This window comes from Streptomyces showdoensis (genome assembly GCF_039535475.1).
GTDB lineage: Bacteria > Actinomycetota > Actinomycetes > Streptomycetales > Streptomycetaceae > Streptomyces > Streptomyces showdoensis.
In genome coordinates this window covers 950,134-970,722 of sequence record NZ_BAAAXG010000026.1, presented here as the reverse complement: position 1 = coordinate 970,722, position 20,589 = coordinate 950,134, and the positions used below count along the sequence as shown (strand labels likewise).

The window sequence follows — 20,589 nt, the reverse complement described above, 5'->3', positions numbered from 1 at the left end:
TGTTCGCTGTGCGAACGCGGTGGTGGGTGCACGCATGGGAGGCCAACACTCCACTTGGCTCTGAGAGTTGGCGCCTCACATGAAGCCGAAGAACCGCGTCCACCAGGTGGGCCGCGCGGCGAAGAAGCCGAGATCGCTGGGGCCCTCGTAGTCGGTCTCCAGCAGCTCCTCCGGGACGCTCACGTAGCCGAGCTCGGCCAGCGCCCGCTCCACGGTGGCGAGGTCGGCGGGGTCCAGCACGCCCTCCGCGCAGGCCTCGTCCGTGCCGAGGTACGCCCCCGGATTGTCGGCGCAGACCTCGGCGAGCGAGCCGAACTTGCTCACGCAGATCACGATCCGCGTCCCGCGGATCGTAGCCTCGGCGGGCACGTGGACGCGTCCGTACTCGCTTGAGTCCTGGGTGTCCCGCTCGAAATCGCACGGAGCTCCGAAGTCCGCTTCGAGCCGCCGCACCAGGCCGCCGAACGCGAGGCGCGTCGCCGCGGGGTCGTAGTGCCGCGGCTGCTCCAGTCGCTCGGGATCGTCGAGCTCGCGCAGCAGCGCCAGCAGTTCCGTCTCGCTCATGGCCCCCCCATGTCCACCCGCTTGTGTGCACGCGCGTCAGAGTACGGCGAGCCGGTCCACGAGGAGGGTCAGGCGGCGGGCGGTGTCCTCCGGGGGGAGGCGGCGGGATCGGGTCAGGGTGGCCTGGCCGTGGAGGGCGGACCAGAAGACCTCGGTGAACATGCCCGGGTGGACGCCCGGCCCGGCGACCTCGGTGAGGGTTTCCAGGAGGGCGGCGAAGGCGTCCTTCAGGGGTTCCGGGGTGTCCTCCCGCGCGAAGGCCAGCCCGCCGTCGAGCTGGAACATCGCGTCGTAGACCGCCGGGTTGTCCTCGGCGAAGGCGAGGTACGCGCGGGCCAGGGCGGTGACCCGGGCGCGCGGGCCGTCGGCCGCGGCGGTCGCGGCGCGCAGGGCCGCGGCCATCTCGGCGGCGCCCTCCAGGGCCACCGCGCCGATGATCTCGCGCTTGCCGCGGAAGTGGCTGTAGAGGACGGGCTGGCTGTACTCGATGCGCTCGGCCAGCCGGCGGGTCGTCACCGCGTCCCAGCCCTGCTGCTCGGCGAGTTCACGGGCCGTCGCCACGATGAGGCGCTCGCGGTCCGCCCGTTCGCGTTCCTTGCGTTCCTGTACCGACATACCTCGATGCTAGCACCGCTAGACAATCGAGCGGCAGTAGCGCTAGCGTTGCTTCATCAGCTAGCAGCGCTAGATCAGGGAGAGGTCAGGTCGCCATGCTCAACGCACTCGAGGTCGTCACCACCGTGGTCGTCGGTGTGATGGTGGGGGTGGAGTTCTCCGTCGCCTTCGTCATGAACCGGATCTTCAAGGCCCTCCCGGAGGACGGCGGCCTGCTCGCCCGTGCCCACGGCGGCCGGATGCTCGGCGCCCTCATGCCGTTCTGGTACATCGGATCGCTCCTCCTCGTCGCCGCCTGGGCCGTCGCCGGATGGGGCCAGGGCGGGGCCGGACTCGTCGTCACCGCCGGCGCGCTGCTCGTCGTCAGCGTGCTCATGTCGGTCCTGCTGCTCGTCCCGATCAACAACCGCAGCAAGACCTGGACCCCCGACAACCGGCCCGCCGACTGGAAGGAGCAGAGCGACCGCTGGGACCGCTACCACTACGCCCGCGTCGCCGTCATCGTGGGCGCCTTCGCCCTGCTGGCCGCCGCCCTCGCCTGAGGGGCTGAGGAAACGGGACGGACCGGTGCGAGTTTCGGTCGCCTGCACGTGAGTTGATTGCGCGTCGCATCCACTTCGTAGGAGCCTCGATGTGCGACCGCGAACGCCCTGCCGGCGTCCGCGGTGCGGGATTCCGGCGTGCCCGCGGCGCGCCGGACGCCCTTCCCGCTCGATTCCCTGAACGGAGAGATCGTGCTCTTGAGTTCGACGAGGTTCGTTCGTTCCGCTGTCGTCTCGTTCGTCGCGGCGGCATCCCTGACCATGGCCGTCCCCGGCAACGCCTACGCCATCGACCACATCGAGTGCCGTGGCGGCGAGAACTTCCTGAAGATCTGGTCCCACAGCGGCGGCCGCCAGAGCGTCGACTGCTACGCCAACAAGGGGCGGACCGGCTTCGGAAGCTGGTGGGTCGACAAGATCTCCACGGGCAACAACGACCTCATCTACTACGACGTCAACGGCGACTCCGTCCGCATCAACCGCTGGACCGAGATCACCTTCCCGCACCGTCCGCCGCAGGTCAGGGACATCGAGATCCTCTGACAGTCCGATCGTGCGAGACCCTGACGTCCTGACGTGACCCTCCCCTCGCAGGGGCCGGCCGAGTTCCTCGGCCCCTGCGAGGGGAGCGGCGTCACCGGGTTCGGCCCACGGTAGGTCTCCGGGCCTAGGGCCCGCGCCCCATGTGCTCCGCCGGCCCGCCGGCTAAGGTCGGCGATCATGCGACAAGCCACGGAGACCACGCGCCGCACCACCGCGGAGCGCAGGCGGGACACCCTGGAGCGGCTCGGTTCGGAGCGCGACGTCTGGGTGTCGACGTCCCACCCCGACCACGGCCCGCACCAGGTGCCGCTGTGGTTCCGGTGGGACGGCCGGGCGGTGTGGATGTGTACGGGCGCGAATTCCGCGACCGCGCGCAACGCGCTCAAGGAGCCCCGCGTCCGGCTGGCCCTGCCGGACGCCTACGACGTGGTGCTCCTGCAGGGGGTCGCCACCTGCTACCCCGCGCGGGACGTCCCGCAGGACGCCGCGGACGCGTTCGCGGACAGGTTCGGCGGCTGGGACCCGCGTACGGCGGACGCCCCCTACCTCTACCTGTGCGTGACGCCGAGGACCGTGCGCGCCTGGCGCGGGGAGGCCGAACTGCGCGGCAGGGTCGTGATGCGCGACGGGGCGTGGCTGGCGTAGCCGGTCCCGCTTCCCTCCGGTCCCGCTTCCCTCCGGTCCCGCTTCCCTCCGGTCCCGCTTCCCTCCGGTCCCGTTCCCTCCGGTCCCGCTTCCCTCCGGTCCCGTTCCCTCCGGTCCAGGGTCCCGGCCGCGTGGTCGTCAGGTTCGCCGCCGGGGCCCGTCACGAGGGCTCCGGCGGCTCGGTCCCGAGGAGTCGGCCAGGCTCCGGGCGCCCGTCAGGGCTTGGGCAGGGTGCACTCCTGGCGCTCGAGGTCGACGGTGTTGCCGGCGCCGATGCACGCGGCGATCGCCGCGGTCTGGGTGGCGTATCCGCGTCCCCGGTGGACCGTGGTGCCCGTCTCGTCGATCTCGCAGGGGTTGTTCAGCCCGCACGTCCCGCCGTCACGGTTGCTGGTGCTGTTCACCGCGACGAGCTCCCGGGTCTCGGCGTCGACGACGGCCGAACCCGAGCTTCCGGGTCGGGTGTCGCATTCCTTCGCGTACCGGATCGCACGGGTCGACGTGTAGTCGCCTTCCTTGAGCGTCGGCACCACGGCCTCGGCCTGGCACGACCAGACGCTCTCCAGGAAGCTCGACGCCACCTTGATCTTCTGCCCGGGGACAGGACCGGTCGAAGCCAGCGGGAACGCCTCGATCCCGTACTTCTGCCGGATGTCCGCGTACGTGGAATCCAGCTGGGCCAGCGTGATGTCGGTTCCGGTCATCGTCGCGTAGCGGACCCGCCCCGTCACCGGGCCGAGGTCACGGCCCGCCGGGCTCAGCACGGTGCCTTCGATCGGGGCGCCCTCTCCGGTGATCACTTCACCCGGCTTCGGCCGTCCCTCGGGGTGGCAGTGCCCGTTCGTGAGCAGCAGCGCCTTGTCCTCGTCGCGGGCGGTGCGGGGGCGGACCAGCGAAGCGGAGCAGTTCGGGAGCCGCACGGTCCCCGCCAGGTTGCCGGCGGGGCCTGCGGGACCGGTCTGATCGGCGGGGAAGCCGGGGCAGCTGCCCTTCGCCGGCGTGCCGTCCCGGAAGAAGTCCGCCACCTTGGAGCCGCAGGCGAGCTCGGTGGACTTCATGGTGGAGTGCGTCGCGTCCGTGACGGTCAGCAGCGATCCGCCGATCTTCTTGTGCATCATCTTCGCCCACGCGTAGGGCGTGACGGTTTCGAACTCGTGGCCGGACAGCTGGAGGCGGCTCTTGCCGGGCTTCAGGTCCCACGGCTTGCCCGCCGGCCAGCCGGCGCAGTAGGTGATGGGCTGGTCGCTGAAGTCCGGGGCGAAGGGGTACCTCGCCTGCCGCTCCTTCCTCATCCTGACGAGATCGGCGTAGGTGCGGCCGTCGGCGCTCGCGTTGCACATGAAGGCGTCATGGGTGAACCCGTAGTTGTGCCCCATCTCTCCGAACCCGAAGGACTTCCGCTCCCTGTCCTTCCGCTGGGGGACGACCTTGCCCCTCCCCTCGTTCCGCAGCTCCAGCAGCTTGGCGGCAGAGCGCTCCCAGCGGTCCGGTATGGCTTCCAGGTTGGGATCGAGGAAGGGGGCGAACTCGTCCCGTCCCACCTTCGCCTGCAATGCCTTCATCGCGGCTTCGACCTTCTTGGGCGAGTTGCCGAAGCGGTACGTCGCGTCCTTGCCGGCCAGCCATGCGAAGAAGCGCCGGTACCCGGCGTGGTACTGCGCGACTTCCGCGGTGATCGCCGCGTCCTGGCCGACCGGGGACATGATCGAGTCCAGCCACATCCGGTCGACACGGCTGTCGAACATGGAGCGGTAGACCGCGCCCAGCGCTGTTCCGCCGGAATTTCCGTAGAAGTTGATCGTGCGGTAGCCCAGCACCTCCCGGACGCGGTCCATGTCCCGTGACGCGTTCTCCATGCTGATGGAGAGCGCCAGTTCCGGGTCCTTGGCGATGCAGGCGCGCTTCGCCTCCGCCTGACGTTCGAAGGACTCCCGTTCGCTCTCGCCCTCCCGGAATTCGGGCGTGTCGCAGGAGATCTGGGCGCTGTAGCCCGTACCCCGGGTGTCGATGCCGATGAAGTCCCACTCCGTGTTCATCGGCGCCAGTTGGCTGTTGAGCAGGCCGTACGGGGACGGCGTGCCGGCCAGGCCGGGTCCCCCGGGGTTGCCGAACAGGGCGCCCGTGCGCTTTCCGGTGGCCTTGACCCTGCTCACGGCGATGTCGATCGTTCTGCCCGTGGGCTTGGCGTAGTCCACCGGGACGGGGATGAGCGCGCATTCGCTGCGGTTGTCCGCGCGATTCCAGTCCGCCGCGGCATCCCGGCAGAGCTCCCACTTCACGCGCTCCGGGGTGGATCTCGAAGCCGCGTCGGCGGGAGCGGCTGTCAGGGAAATCAGCGAGGCGGCGACGCTGATTCCGACGGCGATCGACGGGACGGTCACATACCGCAAGATGATCTGCACCTCTTCGATGGGAGACGGCGGCTTCGGCTGTCCTGGAGGCGAGCCGGCCCAGGCGGCCGGCAGGAGGCGGTTCCCCCTGCGCCGCTGCTGGGCAAGGCTCGCCGCCGAAGACTTCAGCCTCACATCGGAAATGTGTCGATCACCGCTCGATCGCGTTCGAGGTGCGGAGGTCCACAGGTTCTGTCGTCGCATGCCACGCGCGCATCAGGATCGAGGCGCGTGCGACGGCGGCTTCCCAGGACTGGGGGTCCGCTCCGGAATCGTGGGGGCGATGCTCCGCCGGCGGAGCCGGGCGCGGATCGCCTTCGGGCCGCAGCCCTTGTCGCCCAGGACGTGATCGGACCGGACGCGGACCGGACGCGGACCGGCCGCGGGCCTGACGCGGGCCGGACGCGGGCCGGAGGCCGTCCGGCCGCTTGCGTCCCCGCGACGACTCGGGCACCAGCGGCCGGACGAACTCCCGGTCGGCTTCGAACAGTTCATGACGGCGTACCACGACCCCGTGATCCACCGGTCGTGATCATGTGAAGGTGCCGCCTAGTAGCCGAGGTCCTTCTGCTCGGTGATCAGGCGGCCGGCGATGCGCAGGTTGCCGTCGGAGTCGAGCACCGCGATGATCTTCTTCGTCGAGCCGTGGTACGTCGTGAAGTAGATCTTGTCCGCCTCCTGCGAGGAGGAGTGGTTCGTGTTCACGGACAGCTCGATGCTCACCGGGGAGCTGATGAGCACGTCCTTCTTCGGTGAGCCCGGGTAGACCTGGTTGTCCCGCAGCCTGATGCGGCCGTGGGTGTCCCCCTCGTCCCAGTCGGATGCCACGCCGAGGTCGATGTCAGCCATGCGATTCCCCTCCGGTTCCAGTGGGCGAACTCTGCGGCCGGGCGTCACGGGACGTCCCGAACCGAGCCCAGAAACTACGCAGTTCGCTCACAGAACGGCATGACATCGCGTGACTATGACTGATTTTCACCCCGCTTCGCCGCGAAACGGCATCAAGGTGCCGGAGGCCCCAAAAGCCCGAAAAGAGGCGTGACAGTTCCCGAGGGGGCGGCTAGCTAGGCGGCCTCGGTGTCGGTGTCGCGGCAGTCGGCGCACAGGCCGTCCGGTGCCGGGGCGCCCCGGAACGGGCGGCCGCAGTCCTCGCATTCCGCGAACGGCGAGCGGGGTGACGTGAGCGTCATCCGGCCGGTCGGGGAGACGACGGCCGTCGGGGAGACCGCGGCCGTCGGGGAGACCACGGCCGTCGGCGGCGGCAGCTGCGCCGCGAGGCGGTGGGCCAGCAGCCCGGCCGGGTGGGCCAGGTCCTCCGGCAGCCCCGCCGCGAGCGTGCGGCTCACCGCGTCGGGACGGGCTCCCCGTTCCAGCCACGCCGTCACCCCCGGAGCCAGGCGTTCGATGTCCCGCACCCCGAGTAGCAGCCGGGGATCGCGGACGCGGAGTTCGGCCAGGAGTGCGGCGGCAGGCAGGTCGCGCTCCGCGAGCGGCGCGACGGGTGGGGACGGCGGGGCGGACGGGGGTGGCGGGGGCGGTGGGAGCTGCGGCGGCGGTGGCGTCTCGCGTCGCCCTTCCCGTACCGGCGTCGGCGCCGCCGGCTTCCGCGTCGCGCGTACGGGCTCGGGCTCAGCCCCCGGCCGGTTGTACGAGATGGTGCGCGGCAGGAAGCGTCCGCTCGGCAGGCGCTCCCTGGTCCGCTTCACGTACCCGTGCTTCTCCAGCTCCCGCATCGCCGCCGCGACGCGCAGCTCGCTCTCCGGGTGCTGCGCGGCGAGGGCCTTGACGCCCACGGCGGCACCGGCGGGCAGCGACTGGAGGTAGAGGGCCAGCCCCTTCGCGGTGAACGAGAGCCCGCGGTGCTGGGCGAGGTGGTTGCCGACGACCGTGTACCGGGTCGTGTGGCGGACATTGACGTGTACGAGCCCGGCAGCGGACGGGCGCGCGCTAGTCTTCTGTGTATCCATCGGGAAGGTGCTTCTTCCTCGGTGGTCAGGCCCTCGATCGGGATGCCAGTCCCGGCCGGGGGCCGACGTATGTGTCGGGTGGTGAGCGAGAGCATATGCCACGCAACCCGCGCCAAATCCAGCCCAGTTGGTCGAAGTCACCCGTCCGGGTGATGGGCGGCCGGGGGAGGCTGGAGGGGTTGGGAGGGGGATTTCCCCCGGGCTTTAAAGCCTTTACGGCGCGGGCCTCCGCGTCGCGAACGTCCGCGACGCGGGCCCGTCATTTCAGGGCCAGTTCCGCCCACACCGTCTTCCGGGGCACGGGCCCGAGCCGCACGCCCCAGCCGCGCGCCGCCAGCCCCTCCACGATGAGCAGCCCGCGCCCCGACTCGGCCTCGCCCGGCCGCCCGAGCCGGGGGAGGCGGTCACCCCGCGTGTCCGTGACCTCGATCCGCAGCGCGTCCCCCGACGCGAACAGCGCGAGGTGGAAGTCCCGGCCCGCCACGTGGCCGTGCGTCACCGCGTTCGCGGCGAGTTCCGCGACGATCTGCGCCGCCGGCTCCGCCACGTACGCCAGCTCCCAGGAACGCAGCTGCTCCACGGCCAGGAGCCTGGCCAGGCGGGCGCCGCGGCGGGTCGCGGAGAGCTGGATTCCGAATTGGCGTACGGACGCCAAGAGTTGGGTGGGTTCCTGATTCATGTCACCCAGCGTGGCGGTGGCTGCTTACGCTGCCCATCGAACATGCCCTTACGTACGGTTACTGTCCCGCGACTGTCCGGTCCTGTCCTGACTGTCCCGGGCCACCCGGGGGGTAGGGCGGGGCCGAAGGAGGTGGGCGCGCATGAGCGTGAACGATGTGGACGGTGCGGAGACCGAGGACGCCGGCTGGGAGGTCGAGCCGGGTGACGAGTCGGGCGCGGCCGTCATCGCCACGGTCGGCCGGCAGGTCCGGTTGTGGCGGGAGTCGAAGGGGTTGCGGCCGGTCGAGCTGGGGGACCGGATCGGCTACGGCGAGGACCTGGTGCGCAAGGTCGAGCGCGGGGTGCGCATTCCGCGTCCCGAGTTCCTGGACAGGTCGGACGAGGTGCTGGGTGCGGGCGGGCTCATCTCGGCGATGAAGAAGGACGTGGAGGAGGTGCGCTATCCCAAGGAGGTGCGAAACCTCGCGAAGCTGGAGGCGAAGGCGGTCGAATTCTCGATGTACTTCAACTACAGCATCCACGGGCTACTGCAGACCGAGGAGTTCACGTGGGCGCTGCTCCGGACGAGGCGACCGGCGTACGGGCCGGAGGAGCTGGAGCGGCTCGTCAAAGCGAGGACGGCGCGCCGGGCGGTTCTGGAGAAGGACCCGGGCCCTGAGTTCAGCTTCGTCCAGGAAGAGGTGACTCTGCGGCGGCCCATCGGAGGGAGAATGGTCCTGCGTCGTCAGCTCGAACGACTCCTGGAGGTGGGTGAGCTGCCCAACGTCGAGATCCAGGTGATGCCGACCGATCGCGCTGACCACCCAGGGTCGGGAGGGTTGATCGAACTGCTGAAGTTCGGTGACGGCACGGCGGTGGGGCGCTCCGACGGCATCTTCAACGGTCGTCCGGTCCACGATCCCAAACGGCTTCGGATCTTGGAGCTGCGCCATGGCATCATCCGGGCTCAGGCTCTCACCCCTGGGGAGTCACGGGCTTTCATCGAGCAAGTGCTGGGAGAGACATGATCCGCACGTCCGAGCTGGCTTGGTTCAAGAGCAGCTACAGCAGCAACAGCGAAGGCACTGACTGCGTCGAGGTCGCCGCCGCCCCCGGCACCGTCCACGTCCGCGACTCCAAGGACGCCGACGGGGCCCGGCTCGGGTTCGGGCGGGACGCCTGGGCCGGGTTCGTGAGCTTCGCGTCCGAATAGCGCCAGCGTCGGGGTCGGGTGCGCGTGAGGGTGGACGCATGGCAACCACCTACACCGCACTCCCCATCCCGCCCGCCGCCCTCGCCGAGCTCCGCCGCACCGACGACGCCGGCCGCCCCTGCGTCCCCTACGCCGCCACCGCGGACGCCGCCGGCAGCCCGCTGCGCTGCTGTCTCCGCGGCGTCCAGGAGGGCGAGTCGATCGCGCTCGTCGCGTACGCCCCGCTGCGGCGCTGGGCGGCCGAGACGGGGGCCGCGCCCGGGGCGTACGACGAGCAGGGGCCCGTGTTCATCCACGCCGAGGAGTGCGGGGGGCCCGACGGCGACCCCAAGACGTACCCCTTCGACCGGCCCGGCGCCCTGCGCACCCTCCGTCGCTACGACGCCCGCGGCCGGATCGTCGGCGGGCGGCTGATGGAGATCCCCGAGGTCCCCGCCGAGGGCTTCGACCGGGGCTTCGAGGAGGCCTTCGCCGATCCCGCCGTCGCCCTCGTGCACGTACGGGCCGTGGAGTACGGCTGCTTCCAGTTCGAAGTGCGGCGCGCCTAGCATCCGTGGCATGGCGATGTTCGTGCACCTGACTTCGGCGGCGAACGCGCCGCGCATCCGGCGGTCCGGGATCCGGGCGGTGTCGCACGGGCAGGGCGGCGCCCGGGGCGTCTACTGCTTCCCGGTGCTGCCGTCGTACACCCTCACCCACCAATGGCTGCGCGAGCTGGCCCGGTTCGGCACGCGGGGCGGGCTGGTGGCGGTGCACGTGCGCGTCGACGACGCCCAGGACGTGTTCGTCGGCCGCTACGGCGACCGGGTGCTGGGCGCCCAGGCCGCCGTTCCCGCGGCGGAGGCGGTGCGGCGGATCGGGGCGCTGGAGGATCCGCGCGGGTGGGAGGTGTTCGTGCCCCGGGCGATCCGGCCGCGCGAGGTGCACCGGGTCCGCCCCGCGCCGCAGGTGGCGGGCTGGCGGTACGTGCCGGACGCGCACGGCAGGCGCCCCTGCACCTGTTTCGGGTGCCGCGAGCGCGGCGGGTACGGGGCGCGGCGCCTGCGCGAACGGCTGCCGCACCCCCTGGACGGGCCGCCGCCCCCGGTCCGGGTGCTGCTCGCCCGGGTCGAGGCGGCCGACCCGGGGGACCCGGCCGCGCTGCGGGAGGCGCTGTACTGGTTCGGGATGCGCCGGCGCGGCCCGCTCGCCGAGTTGAGCCGCCTCGCCGGCCATCCCGACCCCCGGGTGCGGCAAGACCTGGTGTGGGCGGTCGGCCGTTGGACCACACCCGGGGTCGCCGAGCTCCTGGACGGGCTGGCCGAAGACCCGCACGCGGACGTCCGGGCGGCGGTGGAGGAGGTCCGCGATCCGGAGTGCCGGCGGATCCCGGAGCCGCCGGGGGCCCGTTCGGTAGGCGACGCGCTCCGGCTGGAGCGGAGGTAGCGTCGTGATCATGAAACCGTCAGGCGGCAGCGCCGCCCCCGCCACCGACCAGGCCCCCGCCGACCCCGCCGCCACCGACGCCGCGCTGGCCAGCCAGCCGATCGGCTACTGGAGCGGGCTCGCCCACGCGGCCGTCACCCGGCACCTGCGGGACGCCATGGCCCGGATCGACGTCACGCAGCCGCAGTACTGGGTGCTCAACCGCGTGCACGGGGGTCCCGAGGCGCCGAGCCGCGCGGACGCGGTCGCCCAGCTGACCCCCCTCGCGGACGGGCCGGACGAGATCGGCCGGGTCGTCGACCAGTTGGTCCACCGCGGGTGGCTGCGTACGGACGCCGATCAGCGGCTCCACCTCACCGACGAGGGCGAGGCCGCCCGGCTGCGGCTGCGCGCGCTCGTCACCGAGCTGCGCGCGGTCGTCCACGAGGGGATCGGCGACGAGGAGTACGTGGCCGCGCTCAAGGTGCTGCGCACGATGATCGCCAACGTCGAGGGCGCCGGGGCCCGGCACTCCTAGCCGTGCCTTCCGGCTACCCCTTCGCGTCGAAGAGCACCGAGCCCAGCCCCCGCCGCACGCCCACCGCCTCGCCCACCCGCCGCACGGCGAGCAGCGTGCCCGCCGTGTACGGGTCGGGGGTCGGGCCCGCGTCGTGGCGGAGGGTGAGGCGTTCGCCGTCGCCGCCGAAGACGACCTCCGTGCTGACGACGAAGCTGGGCAGCCGCACCGAGTGCACCCTGCTGCCCGCCACGTCGGCGCCCCTGGCCTCCGCCGGTCCGTGCAACTCGGCGAGCGGAACGCCCTGTTCGGGGGTGCGGATGCCGCCCAGGGACTCGGCGAGCTCGCGGGCGGTGCCGCTCGGCACGTCCGGCTTGGCGGCGCTCGCGTAGTCGATGATCTCCCAGTGGTCCAGGTGCTCCGCCGCGAGCTCGGCGGCGCGGGCGAGGACCGCCGCCATCACGGAGAAGTTGCCCGCCGCGATCACCCCGACGCCCCGCGCCCGGGCCAGGGCGTCGAGTTCGGCGTAGTCCTCGGCGCTGAGACCGCTGGAGCCGACGACCACGTGGACGCCCGCCTCGACCGCCGCCCAGACGTTCTCCCGGACGGCGGCGGCGCTCGTGTAGTCGATCAGCACGTCCGCGGGCGTCGCCGCGAGGGCTTCGGCGACCGAGCCGTGCACGATGCCGTCGGAGCGGACCCCGGCCACCTCGGTCAGCGGGCGCCCGGCCGCCGACCGGGAGACCCCGGAGACCAGCTCCAGGTCGGCGGCGTGGGCGATGCCCGCGAGGATCGGCGGGGCGGTCCAGCCGGTGACTCCGGCGAAGCAGACTCGGATCATGCGGTCAATGTACGCAGAACTCGTTGCCTTCCGGGTCCGACATCACGACCCAACTGCCGCCGGGTTGCGCCACTTCCCGCAGGGTCGAGGCGCCGAGGGAGGTCAGCCGCGCGACCTCCGCTTCCCGGCTGTCCGTCCGGGGGTGCAGGTCGATGTGGAGGCGGTTCTTGACGGTCTTCGCCTCCGGGACGCGCTGGAAGAGGATGCGGCGGCCGAGGCCGGTGTCGGAGGCCGGGTCGTGCGGGTCCTCGGGGTGCCGGACGGCGGCCAGGTCGCGCCAGGCGGCGCGGCCCCGGACGGTGAGCGTGGCCTCGGCCGGGGCGGCTCCGGCGGCGAGCAGCGTGGCGATCAGCCCGCTGTGGTCCTCCTCCGCGTAGCCGAGCGCCGCGGCCCAGAAGGCGGCCTGGGCGTGCGGGTCGGCGCAGTCGACGACGAGCTTCCAGTGCACGGGAGTGGTCATGGGGCCGTTTATACGGGAAGGGACTGACAGACCGTCGGAGGCCGGGGTCGGGGCCGGCCAGGTCCGGGGCCGGCCAGGTCCTGGGTCCGGCCAGGTCCGGGTCCGGGGCGGATCCGGCCCGGGACCGGCCCGGCCCGGCCAGGTCCGGGCCCCGCGCGGCTCAGACGGCCGCTTCCCGCGCGTCGTACGCCTCGCGTGCCGCCGCGATCTCGTTCTGGTGCTCCTCCGTCCAGGTCACCAGGGTGCGGATCGTCGTGTGCAAGGTGCCGCCCAGCGGGGTGAGTTCGTACTCCACGCGCGGCGGCACCACCGGGTACACGGTCCGCTTCACCAGGCCGTCCCGCTCCAGCTGGCGCAGGGTCACGGTCAGCATGCGCTGGCTGACGCCGTCGATCTCGCGGCGCAGCTCGGTGAAGCGGAGCTTGCGCCGGTCGAGCAGGGCGATGACGAGCAGCGACCACTTGTCCGCCACCCGGTCCAGGATCTGCCGCACCTCGCAGTCCTCGCGGGTGTCCCACTGGAAGGGGTCGGTGTCCGCGGCGCCCGCGGCGTGGTCGGTATCCGCGCAGTGACTCGGTGACTTCGAAGTGCCTTCTTCCATGGCACCCGATGCTCCCGCAGGATGCAGATGGTTACAAGAGGGAACCGACCCTCATTCCCGTAACCGAACGCACCCCAACCCTCCCCGACCTGGAGACAGTTGTGTCCGTACGCGCCTGGAGCCTGCTCCTCGTCCTCTGCGGGACGATCTTCCTCGAAGGCATCGACGTCGCCATGCTCGCCGTCGCCGTCCCCGCCGTCCGCGCCGACCTCGGCCTGAGCACCGGCACCACCGCCTGGGTCATGTCGGCCTACGTCCTCGGCTACGCCGGCTTCACCCTGCTCGGCGGCCGGGCCGCCGACCTCCTCGGCCGCCGCCGGATGTTCCTCGGCTGGCTCGCCGTCTTCCTCGTCTTCTCCGGCCTCGGCGGCTTCGCGGAGGAGGGCTGGACGCTGATCCTGGCCCGCTTCGTCACCGGCGTCGCCGCCGCCTTCATGACCCCCGCCGCGATGTCGATCATCACGACCTCGTACGCGGAGGGCCCGGAGCGCGACAAGGCGCTGCTCGTCTTCGCCGGCACCGCCGCCGGCGGCTTCTCGCTCGGGCTCGTCATCGGCGGCGTGCTCACCACGCTCGGCGGCTGGCACTGGGTCTTCTTCGCCCCCGTGCTGCTCGCCGCCGTGGTGCTGGCCGCCGCGGTCCGGCTCATCCCCGCCGAGGCCCGCCCCGTCCGGACCGGCGGCTTCGACCTGGGCGGCGCGCTGACCGCGGCCGGGGCGATGCTGTTGCTCGCCTACGGCATCGTCCGCCTGGAGCACGGCCTCGACGGCTGGGCCGTCACCGCCGCCGTCCTCGCCGGCGGACTGGTCCTCGCCGGGCTCTTCGTCGCCGTCGAACGCCGGGCCGCCGCACCACTCGTCCGCCTCGGGCTGCTGCGCCGCGCCCCGCTGGTCCGGGCCGACCTCGGCGCGCTGCTCTTCGTCGGCTCCTTCTTCGGCTTCCAGTTCGTCGCCACCCTCTACCTCCAGGAGCTGCGCGGCTGGTCCTCGCTCCAGACCGCCTTCGCGCTGCTCGTGATGGGCTGCGACGCGATCCTCGCGCCCACGCTGACGCCCCGGCTCGTCGCGCGCTACGGCAACGCCAAGGTGATCCTCGGCGGCTTCGTCCTCGCCGTCCTCTCGTACGCGCTCTTCCTGCCGGTCGGCCCGGACCGCTCGTACGCGGCGATGTTCCCCGCCCTGCTGCTCACCGGCCTCGCCTTCAGCCTGGCGTACGGGCCGCTCACCATCGCCGGCACGGACGGCGTGGCGGAGGAGGAGCAGGGACTGGCGAGCGGGCTGCTGACCACGGCCACGCAGTTCGGTTCGGCGGTCGGCGTGGCGGCGGTGACCGCGGTGTACGGGATCGCGGGCGGCGGCCTCGACGGCATCCGGGCGGCGCTCGTGGTCCCGCTGGCGATGGTGGCGGTCGGCGCGGTGATCGCGGCGACGGGGGTACGGGGGAGCCGGGCGGCGGCCGACGGCCCGGACGCGGACCCCGGTCAGGTCCCCGGTCAGGCCCCCGGTCCGGCCGCCGCGCCCGCCCCCGCTGCGACCAAGCTCACGGCCTGAGGGGCGTCCGCGGCGCCTCCCCCCGCGCCTACCGTGGAGGAATGAACGATTCGCCCGGCTGCCCCCTGGCCGATGTCGCCGCCACGTACGGGCCCCGGCTCTCGGAGTGCTCCTCCGAGCCGGGGCTCGTGGCCGCGCTCGACCAGCACGAGGCGGCCGTGTGCGACGCCCTGGTCCCGGCCCGGCGCGGGGCGCGGCGCCGGGCCGTGGGGCGGGAGGAGCTGGGGGACTACGTCCTCGGGTTCACCGACCGGCTCGCCGAGGTCGCCTGGGTCGAACCGGCCGGGCACGACTTCGCCACGCTGCGGCTCACCGCGGTCTGCCGGCTGATCCGGGACCACGGCCTGCTGGGCACCGCCTCGTAGGCACCGCCTCAGGCGCCACCCCGCGGGCGGGCGCTACGCGGGGTCCGTGACCGGCTGCGGCGCTGCGGCCGTCGCCGGGGGCGCTGCGGCCGTCTCGCGGGCCGCCGCCGGGACGGGCGCCGTCTCGCGGCCCGCCGCCTCCACGGCCGCCCGGCTGCGGCGGGCGGTGCGCAGGGCGTCCCAGCTGAGGATCGTCAGCGCCAGCCACACCAGCGAGAAGCCGGCCCAGCGCTCCGGCGGCATCGCCTCGTGGAAGTAGACGACGCCGAGCAGGAACTGGAAGACCGGTGCCAGGTACTGGAGCAGGCCCAGCGTGGACAGCGGGACCCGGATGGCGGCGGCGCCGAAGCAGATCAGCGGGACGGCGGTCACCACGCCGGTGGCCGCGAGCAGGGCCGCGTGCCCCGCGCCGTGGGCGCCGAAGCTGAGCGTGCCCCGGGTGCCGAGGAAGAGCAGGAAGCCGAGCGCGGGCAGGAACTGCACGGCCGTCTCGGCGGCGAGCGACTCCAGGCCGCCGAGGTTGACCTTCTTCTTCACCAGGCCGTAGATCGCGAAGGAGAAGGCCAGGGTGAGCGAGATCCAGGGCAGCCGGCCGTAGCCGACGGACAGGACGACCACGGCCGCGAAGCCGACGCCGACCGCCGTCCACTGGGCGGGGCGCAGCCGTTCCTTGAGGACGAGGACGCCCAGTGCGATGGTGACGAGCGGGTTGATGAAGTAGCCGAGCGAGGCCTCGACGACCTGGCCGTTGTTGACGGACCAGATGTAGAGGCCCCAGTTGACGCTGATGACGGCCGCGGCCACGGTGATGAGTCCGAGCTTGCGCGGGCTGCGTATCAGCTCGGGCAGCCAGCTCCAGCGGCGCAGTGCCAGCAGCGCGAGGCCGACGACGAGGAGCGACCACACCATCCGGTGGGCCAGGATCTCGACCGCGCCCGAGGGCTTGAGGAGCGGCCAGAAGAGCGGGACCAGCCCCCACATCCCGTAGGCACCGATCCCGTAGAGGAGCCCTGCCCGGGCCTCGCTGTCGTCCTTCACCGAACCTCCCCGCCCTGCGCCGCGCTGTCCCGTCGAAGGTAGCGCCGCACAGGGCGGGCTGTCATGTCCGTATCGCCATACGGTCCTGACCGATCTTGAAGGGGGTGGAGCCGGACCGGGCCTCGGCTCAGGCGTCGGCGAGCGCGGCCGCGATCGTCTCGGCGATCGGGGTGGTCGGGCGGCCGATCAGCCGGGCGAGGTCGTCGCCGCGGCTCGCCAGCGCGCCCTGCGCGACGGCCCGGTCGACGTCGACCAGGATCTCGGCGAAGGGCTGTGGCACCCCGGCGCCGGTGAGGATCTCCAGGTGGGTCGCGGCGGGCACGTCCGCGTGGCCGATCTCCCGGCCGGACAGGCGGGCGACCTCCGCCGCGTACTCGGCGAGGGACCAGGACACGTCGCCGTTCAGCTCGTACGCCCGGTTCAGGTGCTCCTCGGCCGGGCCGGTCAGGACGGCCGCCGCGGCGGCCGCGTAGTCGGCGCGGGCGGCGGAGGCGATCCGGCCCTCGCCGGCGTTGGCGACGACGGTGCCGTGGGCCAGGACGGGGGCGAGGTTCGCCGTGTAGTTCTCGGTGTACCAGCCGTTGCGCAGGAAGGTGTACGGCAGCCCGGAGTCGAGGATCGCCCGCTCGGTCGCCTTGTGCTCCTCGGCGAGCAGGAAGTCGGCCTCGGGCCCGCCGAGGATGCCGGTGTACGCGAGCTGGGCGACGCCCGCGGCCTTGGCGGCTGCCACCACCGCGGTGTGCTGGGCCACCCGCTGCCCGACCTCGCTGCCCGAGATCAACAGCACCCGGTCGCCCGCCCCGAAGGCGCCGGCCAGTGTCTCCGGGCGGCCGTAGTCGGCGATCCGCAGCTCGACGCCGCGCTCGGCCAGGTCGGCGGCCTTCTCCTTGTCGCGGACGACCGCGGCGACGGACTCGGCGGGGACGGTGGCGAGGAGGGCGTCGATGACGAGGCGGCCCAGCTGGCCGGTGGCTCCGGTGACGACGATGCTCATGAGGGGCTCCTGTGGTGCGGCGGGGTGGGGCGTTCCGTTCTGCACTCACCGTACGACGGGCGCTAACCTTTCGTAAGTACCCACCTTGAAGTAAGGTACTGGTGTGGAAGTAAGTGAGAGCCCGCTCGGCCGGACCGTCGTCGACGCCGTGTGCCCCGAGCGCCGCGTCCTGGAGCACGTCACCAGCCGCTGGGGCGTCCTCGTCCTGATCGCGCTCGGAGAGCGCTCGTACCGCTTCGGCGAGCTGCGCCGGGCCATCGGCGGGGTCAGCGAGAAGATGCTCACCCAGACCCTCCAGACCCTGGAGCGCGACGGCCTCGTGCACCGCGCCGCCCAGCCCGTCATCCCGCCCCGGGTCGACTACAGCCTCACCCCCCTCGGGCGCGAGGCCGCCGAGCAGGTCACGGCCCTGGCCCGGTGGACCGAGCGCCGGCTGCCCGCCGTGCAGGAGGCGCGCGAACGTTACGACCTGGTGCGCGGGGCGTCCCAATGACGTTGTAGCCCCGCCGAGTTGACCCCCGGGGCCGTACGATCTCCCTCACCGACCGGGGGATCGTGTGAGCGACCGTGGGGGAATCGTGAAGGACGCAGGCAGAAGGGCGCTGCGCACCGGAGCCGTGGCGGCGGCGGGCGTGGCGCTGTTGGCGGGCTGCTCGTCGGGCGGAGGCGGCGGCGGGGGCGACGGGAAACCGTCCCGGACGGCGACGCCGGGCGCGAGCGCGTCCGGGACCCCGGCCGCGTCCCCCACCCCGTCCGCCACGCCGACCGGTCCCGGCTTCACCCCGGACCCGAAGAAGGCCCCGCGCGACGCGGCCGACGCGAAGCGGCTGGCGCTCGCGATGGTCGCGGGGCCCGACGACTGGGGGCCCGAGTACGCCGAGCGCGCCCCCAACTTCAGCGAGCCCGGCTACTGGCCGGTCCTCGACGCGAACTGCGAGTGGGAGGCGGGCACCACGCCCCGCACCGTCCTCTACAGCGTCACCGCCTACAGCGAGATCCCGGCCACGGGCGGCAAGGCCCCGCTGCGGGTCGCCGCCACCGTCACCGTGCACCGCACCGAGTCCGACGCCGACTGGGAGATGGCCGAGACCCTGGAGGAGGCACTGCGCTGCCCCGACCAGCAGCTGCGCGACGGCGAGCGCATCACCGAGCTCAACTCCCTCGGCGTCCCGTACGGCACCGGCGGCAACGCCTCCACGATCGACTCCGTCCTGGAGCGCGGCTCGTACGTCAACAGCGCCTTCAAGGGCACGCACTTCTACAGCTGGCTGCAGACCCGCACCGGCCAGGTCACCGTCGCCACCGTCGTCAAGGGTGCCCCCGGCTACACCGAGTCGGAGACCAACACCGCCCAGATCCGGGCCAACGTCATCATGCAGGACCGCGTCAAGAAGCAGCTGGGAGTCCAGTCGTGAGCCCGACCGCCCAGCCCGGCCCCCTGCCGGAGCCGCAGCCCGCCCCGCGCCCCGGAGCGCTCCAGCCGCTGCTCCCCTCCGACCCGTCCGCCCTCGCCGGCTACCGCCTCCTCGGGCGGCTCGGCGCCGGCGGCATGGGCGTGGTCTACCTCGGCCGCACCGACACCGGCGAGCTCGCCGCCGTCAAGGTCACCCACGCCGACCAGGCCGACCAGGCCGACTTCCGGGCCCGCTTCCGCCGCGAGGTCGAGGCCGCCCGCAGGGTCGTCAGCCCCTGGGCCGTCCCCGTGACCGGCGCCGACCCCGACGCGCCCGAGCCGTGGATGGCGACCGCCTTCGTGCCCGGCCCGTCCCTCGGCGAGGCCGTCCGCGCCCACGGGCCGCTGCCCGAGCGGAGCGTACGGATCCTCGGCGGGAGCATCGCCAGGGCGCTCGCCGCCGTCCACGCGGCCGGGATCGTCCACCGGGACGTGAAGCCCGGCAACATCCTGCTCGCCATCGACGGCCCCCGGCTGATCGACTTCGGCATCGCCCGCGCCACCGGCGAGACCGGGCTCACCTCCGCCGACATGGTCGTCGGCACGCCCGGCTTCCTCGCCCCCGAACAGGCCGAGGCCCGCGCCGAGGCCATCGGCCCGCCCGCCGACGTCTTCGCGCTCGGCTGCCTCCTCGCCTTCGCGGCGACCGGCCGCCCGCCCTTCGGCACCGGAGCCCTCGACGCGCTGCTCTACCGGACCGTCCACGACGCGCCCGACCTCGCCGGCGTCCCGGCGGGCCTGCTGCCGCTCCTGACGGCCTGCCTGGCCAAGGACCCGGCCCACCGGCCCGCCGCCGCCGAGATCGCCGCCGGGCTCACCGAGGACGCCCCCGGCAGCGCCGCCGAGTGGCTGCCCGCGCCCGTCGTCACCACGATCGCCGAACGCTCCGCGGCCATGCTCGCGCTGCCCGACATCGACCCCACCGTCTCCGGCACGGACCCGGCCGGCCCGGCGAAGCCCAGCCGCCGCGGCTTCCTCGCGCTCGGCGCCGGCGCCGCGGTGCTCGCGGCCGGCGGCGGCGGGTACGCGCTGTGGAACTCCCGGCGCGACGACGCGGACGCGAAGCCCCCCGCGGCCAGGCCCCGGAACACCTGGACCATCGGCGTCCTCGCCGACCTGTCCGGGCCCGCCCAGGAGATCGGCCGGGCCCAGGAGCGCGGCGCCCGGCTCGCCGTCGAGCAGTTCAACGCCGTCCACAAGGGCAAGCCCTTCACCCTCGCGCTCAAGGTCTCCGACGACCGCGGCGACCGCAACGGCGCCCTCGCCGCCGCCCGGCGCCTCACCTCGGACCCCTCCGTGCTCGCCGTCCTCGGCCCCACCTCCGACGACACCGGCCAGGCCGCCCTCCCCGCCTTCGAGGAGGCCGGAACGCCGCTGATCACCGTCTCGGCGGGCTACAACCTGCTCACCCTGCGGGGCGAGTCCGGCCCGCCGAACACCACCGTGCTGCGCGCCATCCCGAACCACCTCCTGGCGGGCACCTACATGGCCTGGGCCGCCACGCTGCTGCCGCAGATCCGCCGCCCCGGAGTCCTCCAGGAACGCACCGACGACCAGTACAGCTGGCAGTACGTCAGGGGCGTCGGCTTCGGCTTCAAGCAGGCCGGCATCAAGCCGCACTTCCGGGTCATCCCCGGCCGGGTCACCGACTACCGCACGGTCATCGGGGAGATGATCGACGCCGGCATCGACGCGTACGTCCACTGCGGGGTCCGCTCCACGGCCGTGCTCGCCGCCCGGGCCCTCCAGCAACTCGGCTTCACCGGACCGAAGTTCGTCGGTCAGCACGCCTTCGGGAACCGGTTCCTGAAGGAGGCCGGGAGCGCCGCCGAGGGCTGGTTCCTCTGCGCGCCCGTCATCGACCCCCTCCAGCGGGTCGCCGACACCAAGGAGAAGCCGGCCACCCTCAAGATCACCCAGGACTTCCTCGACGCCCACCGCAAGCGCTACGGCACCACCCCGGCGTTCTACACCGGCGAGTCCTTCGACGTGGTCAACATGGTCACCTCCTGGCTCTCCACGAAGGCCGCCAAGGGCCCGCTCTCCCGCAAGGGCCTCTGGGAGGCCCTGCGCGCGCGGAAGTACACCGGGGCCATGGGCGGATACGAGTTCGGCGAGGCCGGCGAGCTCCGGGGCATGGGCACCTTCCTGTACGGCGTGCAGAACGGGGCCTACAAGTACCTCGGCGCCGCGCCCCCCGAACCCAACAAGCCCAAGAAGGCGTGAG

24 protein-coding genes are annotated in these 20,589 nt (G+C 72.9%); 13 read left to right on the top strand and 11 right to left on the bottom strand.

The window, feature by feature from the left end:
• Positions 1-75 precede the first annotated feature (75 nt).
• Positions 76-564: a hypothetical protein gene (locus ABD981_RS17085; protein WP_046908859.1), complete on the bottom strand. Its 489-nt coding sequence runs from the start codon at positions 562-564 to the stop codon at positions 76-78.
• 36 nt (positions 565-600) lie between these two features.
• Positions 601-1,179: a TetR/AcrR family transcriptional regulator gene (locus ABD981_RS17080; protein ID WP_046908860.1), complete on the bottom strand. Its 579-nt coding sequence runs from the start codon at positions 1,177-1,179 to the stop codon at positions 601-603.
• Positions 1,180-1,274: 95 nt separating this feature from the next.
• Here ABD981_RS17080 and ABD981_RS17075 point away from each other — a divergent pair, with 95 nt between their 5' ends.
• From ABD981_RS17075 to ABD981_RS17065, 3 genes are all read left to right on the top strand, one after another.
• Positions 1,275-1,721, top strand: a complete 447-nt coding sequence (locus ABD981_RS17075) for an anthrone oxygenase family protein (RefSeq protein WP_046908861.1) — start codon at positions 1,275-1,277, stop codon at positions 1,719-1,721.
• A gap of 261 nt (positions 1,722-1,982) precedes the next feature.
• Complete coding sequence (locus tag ABD981_RS17070) at positions 1,983-2,264, top strand: beta/gamma crystallin domain-containing protein (RefSeq protein WP_123954640.1); 282 nt, start codon at positions 1,983-1,985, stop codon at positions 2,262-2,264.
• A gap of 177 nt (positions 2,265-2,441) precedes the next feature.
• A complete protein-coding gene (locus tag ABD981_RS17065; protein WP_046908862.1) occupies positions 2,442-2,909 on the top strand; it encodes a pyridoxamine 5'-phosphate oxidase family protein in 468 nt (155 codons plus the stop codon).
• Between the two features lie 215 nt (positions 2,910-3,124).
• Here ABD981_RS17065 and ABD981_RS17060 read toward each other — a convergent pair whose 3' ends face one another.
• The 4 genes from ABD981_RS17060 to ABD981_RS17045 form a co-directional block, all read right to left on the bottom strand.
• Complete coding sequence (locus ABD981_RS17060; RefSeq protein ID WP_165590960.1) at positions 3,125-5,311, bottom strand: alpha/beta fold hydrolase; 2,187 nt, start codon at positions 5,309-5,311, stop codon at positions 3,125-3,127.
• 537 nt (positions 5,312-5,848) lie between these two features.
• Positions 5,849-6,148 carry a DUF6342 family protein gene (locus ABD981_RS17055; RefSeq protein ID WP_046908864.1) on the bottom strand — a complete coding sequence of 100 codons (300 nt, stop codon included), beginning with the start codon at positions 6,146-6,148 and terminating at the stop codon, positions 5,849-5,851.
• A 215-nt stretch (positions 6,149-6,363) separates the two neighbouring features.
• On the bottom strand, positions 6,364-7,266 hold the full coding sequence (locus ABD981_RS17050; RefSeq protein ID WP_046908865.1) for a hypothetical protein: 903 nt from the start codon (positions 7,264-7,266) through the stop codon (positions 6,364-6,366).
• A 259-nt stretch (positions 7,267-7,525) separates the two neighbouring features.
• Positions 7,526-7,945, bottom strand: coding sequence for an ATP-binding protein (locus tag ABD981_RS17045; protein WP_046908866.1), 420 nt, complete (start codon positions 7,943-7,945; stop codon positions 7,526-7,528).
• A 142-nt stretch (positions 7,946-8,087) separates the two neighbouring features.
• On the opposite strand from ABD981_RS17045, the gene ABD981_RS17040 reads away from it, so the two are divergent.
• From ABD981_RS17040 to ABD981_RS17020, 5 genes are read left to right on the top strand one after another with little or no spacing between them, the layout of a single operon-like run.
• Positions 8,088-8,954: a helix-turn-helix domain-containing protein gene (locus tag ABD981_RS17040; protein WP_046908867.1), complete on the top strand. Its 867-nt coding sequence runs from the start codon at positions 8,088-8,090 to the stop codon at positions 8,952-8,954.
• Positions 8,951-9,139 (top strand): DUF397 domain-containing protein, encoded by a 189-nt coding sequence (locus tag ABD981_RS17035; RefSeq protein WP_046908868.1) that lies wholly within the window; start codon positions 8,951-8,953, stop codon positions 9,137-9,139. The genes ABD981_RS17040 and ABD981_RS17035 overlap by 4 nt, the downstream gene beginning before the upstream one ends.
• 38 nt (positions 9,140-9,177) lie before the next feature.
• Entirely contained in the window at positions 9,178-9,687 is a 510-nt protein-coding gene (locus ABD981_RS17030) for a DUF1203 domain-containing protein (RefSeq protein ID WP_046908869.1), read from the top strand.
• Between the two features lie 10 nt (positions 9,688-9,697).
• Entirely contained in the window at positions 9,698-10,564 is an 867-nt protein-coding gene (locus tag ABD981_RS17025; protein ID WP_205628201.1) for a HEAT repeat domain-containing protein, read from the top strand.
• Between the two features lie 10 nt (positions 10,565-10,574).
• Positions 10,575-11,081, top strand: coding sequence for a MarR family winged helix-turn-helix transcriptional regulator (locus ABD981_RS17020; protein ID WP_046908911.1), 507 nt, complete (start codon positions 10,575-10,577; stop codon positions 11,079-11,081).
• Positions 11,082-11,094: 13 nt separating this feature from the next.
• Here ABD981_RS17020 and dapB read toward each other — a convergent pair whose 3' ends face one another.
• From dapB to ABD981_RS17005, 3 genes are all read right to left on the bottom strand, one after another.
• On the bottom strand, positions 11,095-11,901 hold the full coding sequence (dapB, locus tag ABD981_RS17015) for a 4-hydroxy-tetrahydrodipicolinate reductase (RefSeq protein ID WP_123954642.1): 807 nt from the start codon (positions 11,899-11,901) through the stop codon (positions 11,095-11,097).
• Between the two features lie 4 nt (positions 11,902-11,905).
• Positions 11,906-12,361, bottom strand: coding sequence for a VOC family protein (locus ABD981_RS17010; RefSeq protein WP_205628202.1), 456 nt, complete (start codon positions 12,359-12,361; stop codon positions 11,906-11,908).
• 160 nt (positions 12,362-12,521) lie between these two features.
• Positions 12,522-12,962: a winged helix-turn-helix transcriptional regulator gene (locus ABD981_RS17005; RefSeq protein ID WP_046908872.1), complete on the bottom strand. Its 441-nt coding sequence runs from the start codon at positions 12,960-12,962 to the stop codon at positions 12,522-12,524.
• Positions 12,963-13,063: 101 nt separating this feature from the next.
• Between ABD981_RS17005 and ABD981_RS17000 the strand changes: the two genes are divergently transcribed.
• Together ABD981_RS17000 and ABD981_RS16995 are read left to right on the top strand one after the other, a co-directional pair.
• Positions 13,064-14,512: an MFS transporter gene (locus ABD981_RS17000; RefSeq protein WP_240495301.1), complete on the top strand. Its 1,449-nt coding sequence runs from the start codon at positions 13,064-13,066 to the stop codon at positions 14,510-14,512.
• A 41-nt stretch (positions 14,513-14,553) separates the two neighbouring features.
• Positions 14,554-14,877, top strand: coding sequence for a DUF6401 family natural product biosynthesis protein (locus ABD981_RS16995; protein WP_046908873.1), 324 nt, complete (start codon positions 14,554-14,556; stop codon positions 14,875-14,877).
• A gap of 33 nt (positions 14,878-14,910) precedes the next feature.
• On the opposite strand, the gene rarD is transcribed toward ABD981_RS16995, so the two are convergent.
• Positions 14,911-15,858: an EamA family transporter RarD gene (gene rarD / locus ABD981_RS16990; RefSeq protein WP_382748323.1), complete on the bottom strand. Its 948-nt coding sequence runs from the start codon at positions 15,856-15,858 to the stop codon at positions 14,911-14,913.
• A 184-nt stretch (positions 15,859-16,042) separates the two neighbouring features.
• Positions 16,043-16,909: an NAD(P)H-binding protein gene (locus tag ABD981_RS16985; RefSeq protein ID WP_046908875.1), complete on the bottom strand. Its 867-nt coding sequence runs from the start codon at positions 16,907-16,909 to the stop codon at positions 16,043-16,045.
• A gap of 103 nt (positions 16,910-17,012) precedes the next feature.
• Here ABD981_RS16985 and ABD981_RS16980 point away from each other — a divergent pair, with 103 nt between their 5' ends.
• From ABD981_RS16980 to ABD981_RS16970, 3 genes are all read left to right on the top strand, one after another.
• Positions 17,013-17,402, top strand: coding sequence for a winged helix-turn-helix transcriptional regulator (locus ABD981_RS16980; protein ID WP_046908876.1), 390 nt, complete (start codon positions 17,013-17,015; stop codon positions 17,400-17,402).
• An 85-nt stretch (positions 17,403-17,487) separates the two neighbouring features.
• The gene (locus ABD981_RS16975) at positions 17,488-18,324 is read left to right on the top strand and encodes a hypothetical protein (RefSeq protein ID WP_046908877.1); all 837 of its coding nucleotides are present in this window, start codon (positions 17,488-17,490) and stop codon (positions 18,322-18,324) included.
• Between the two features lie 23 nt (positions 18,325-18,347).
• Entirely contained in the window at positions 18,348-20,588 is a 2,241-nt protein-coding gene (locus ABD981_RS16970; protein ID WP_046908913.1) for a bifunctional serine/threonine-protein kinase/ABC transporter substrate-binding protein, read from the top strand.
• Position 20,589 lies beyond the last annotated feature (1 nt).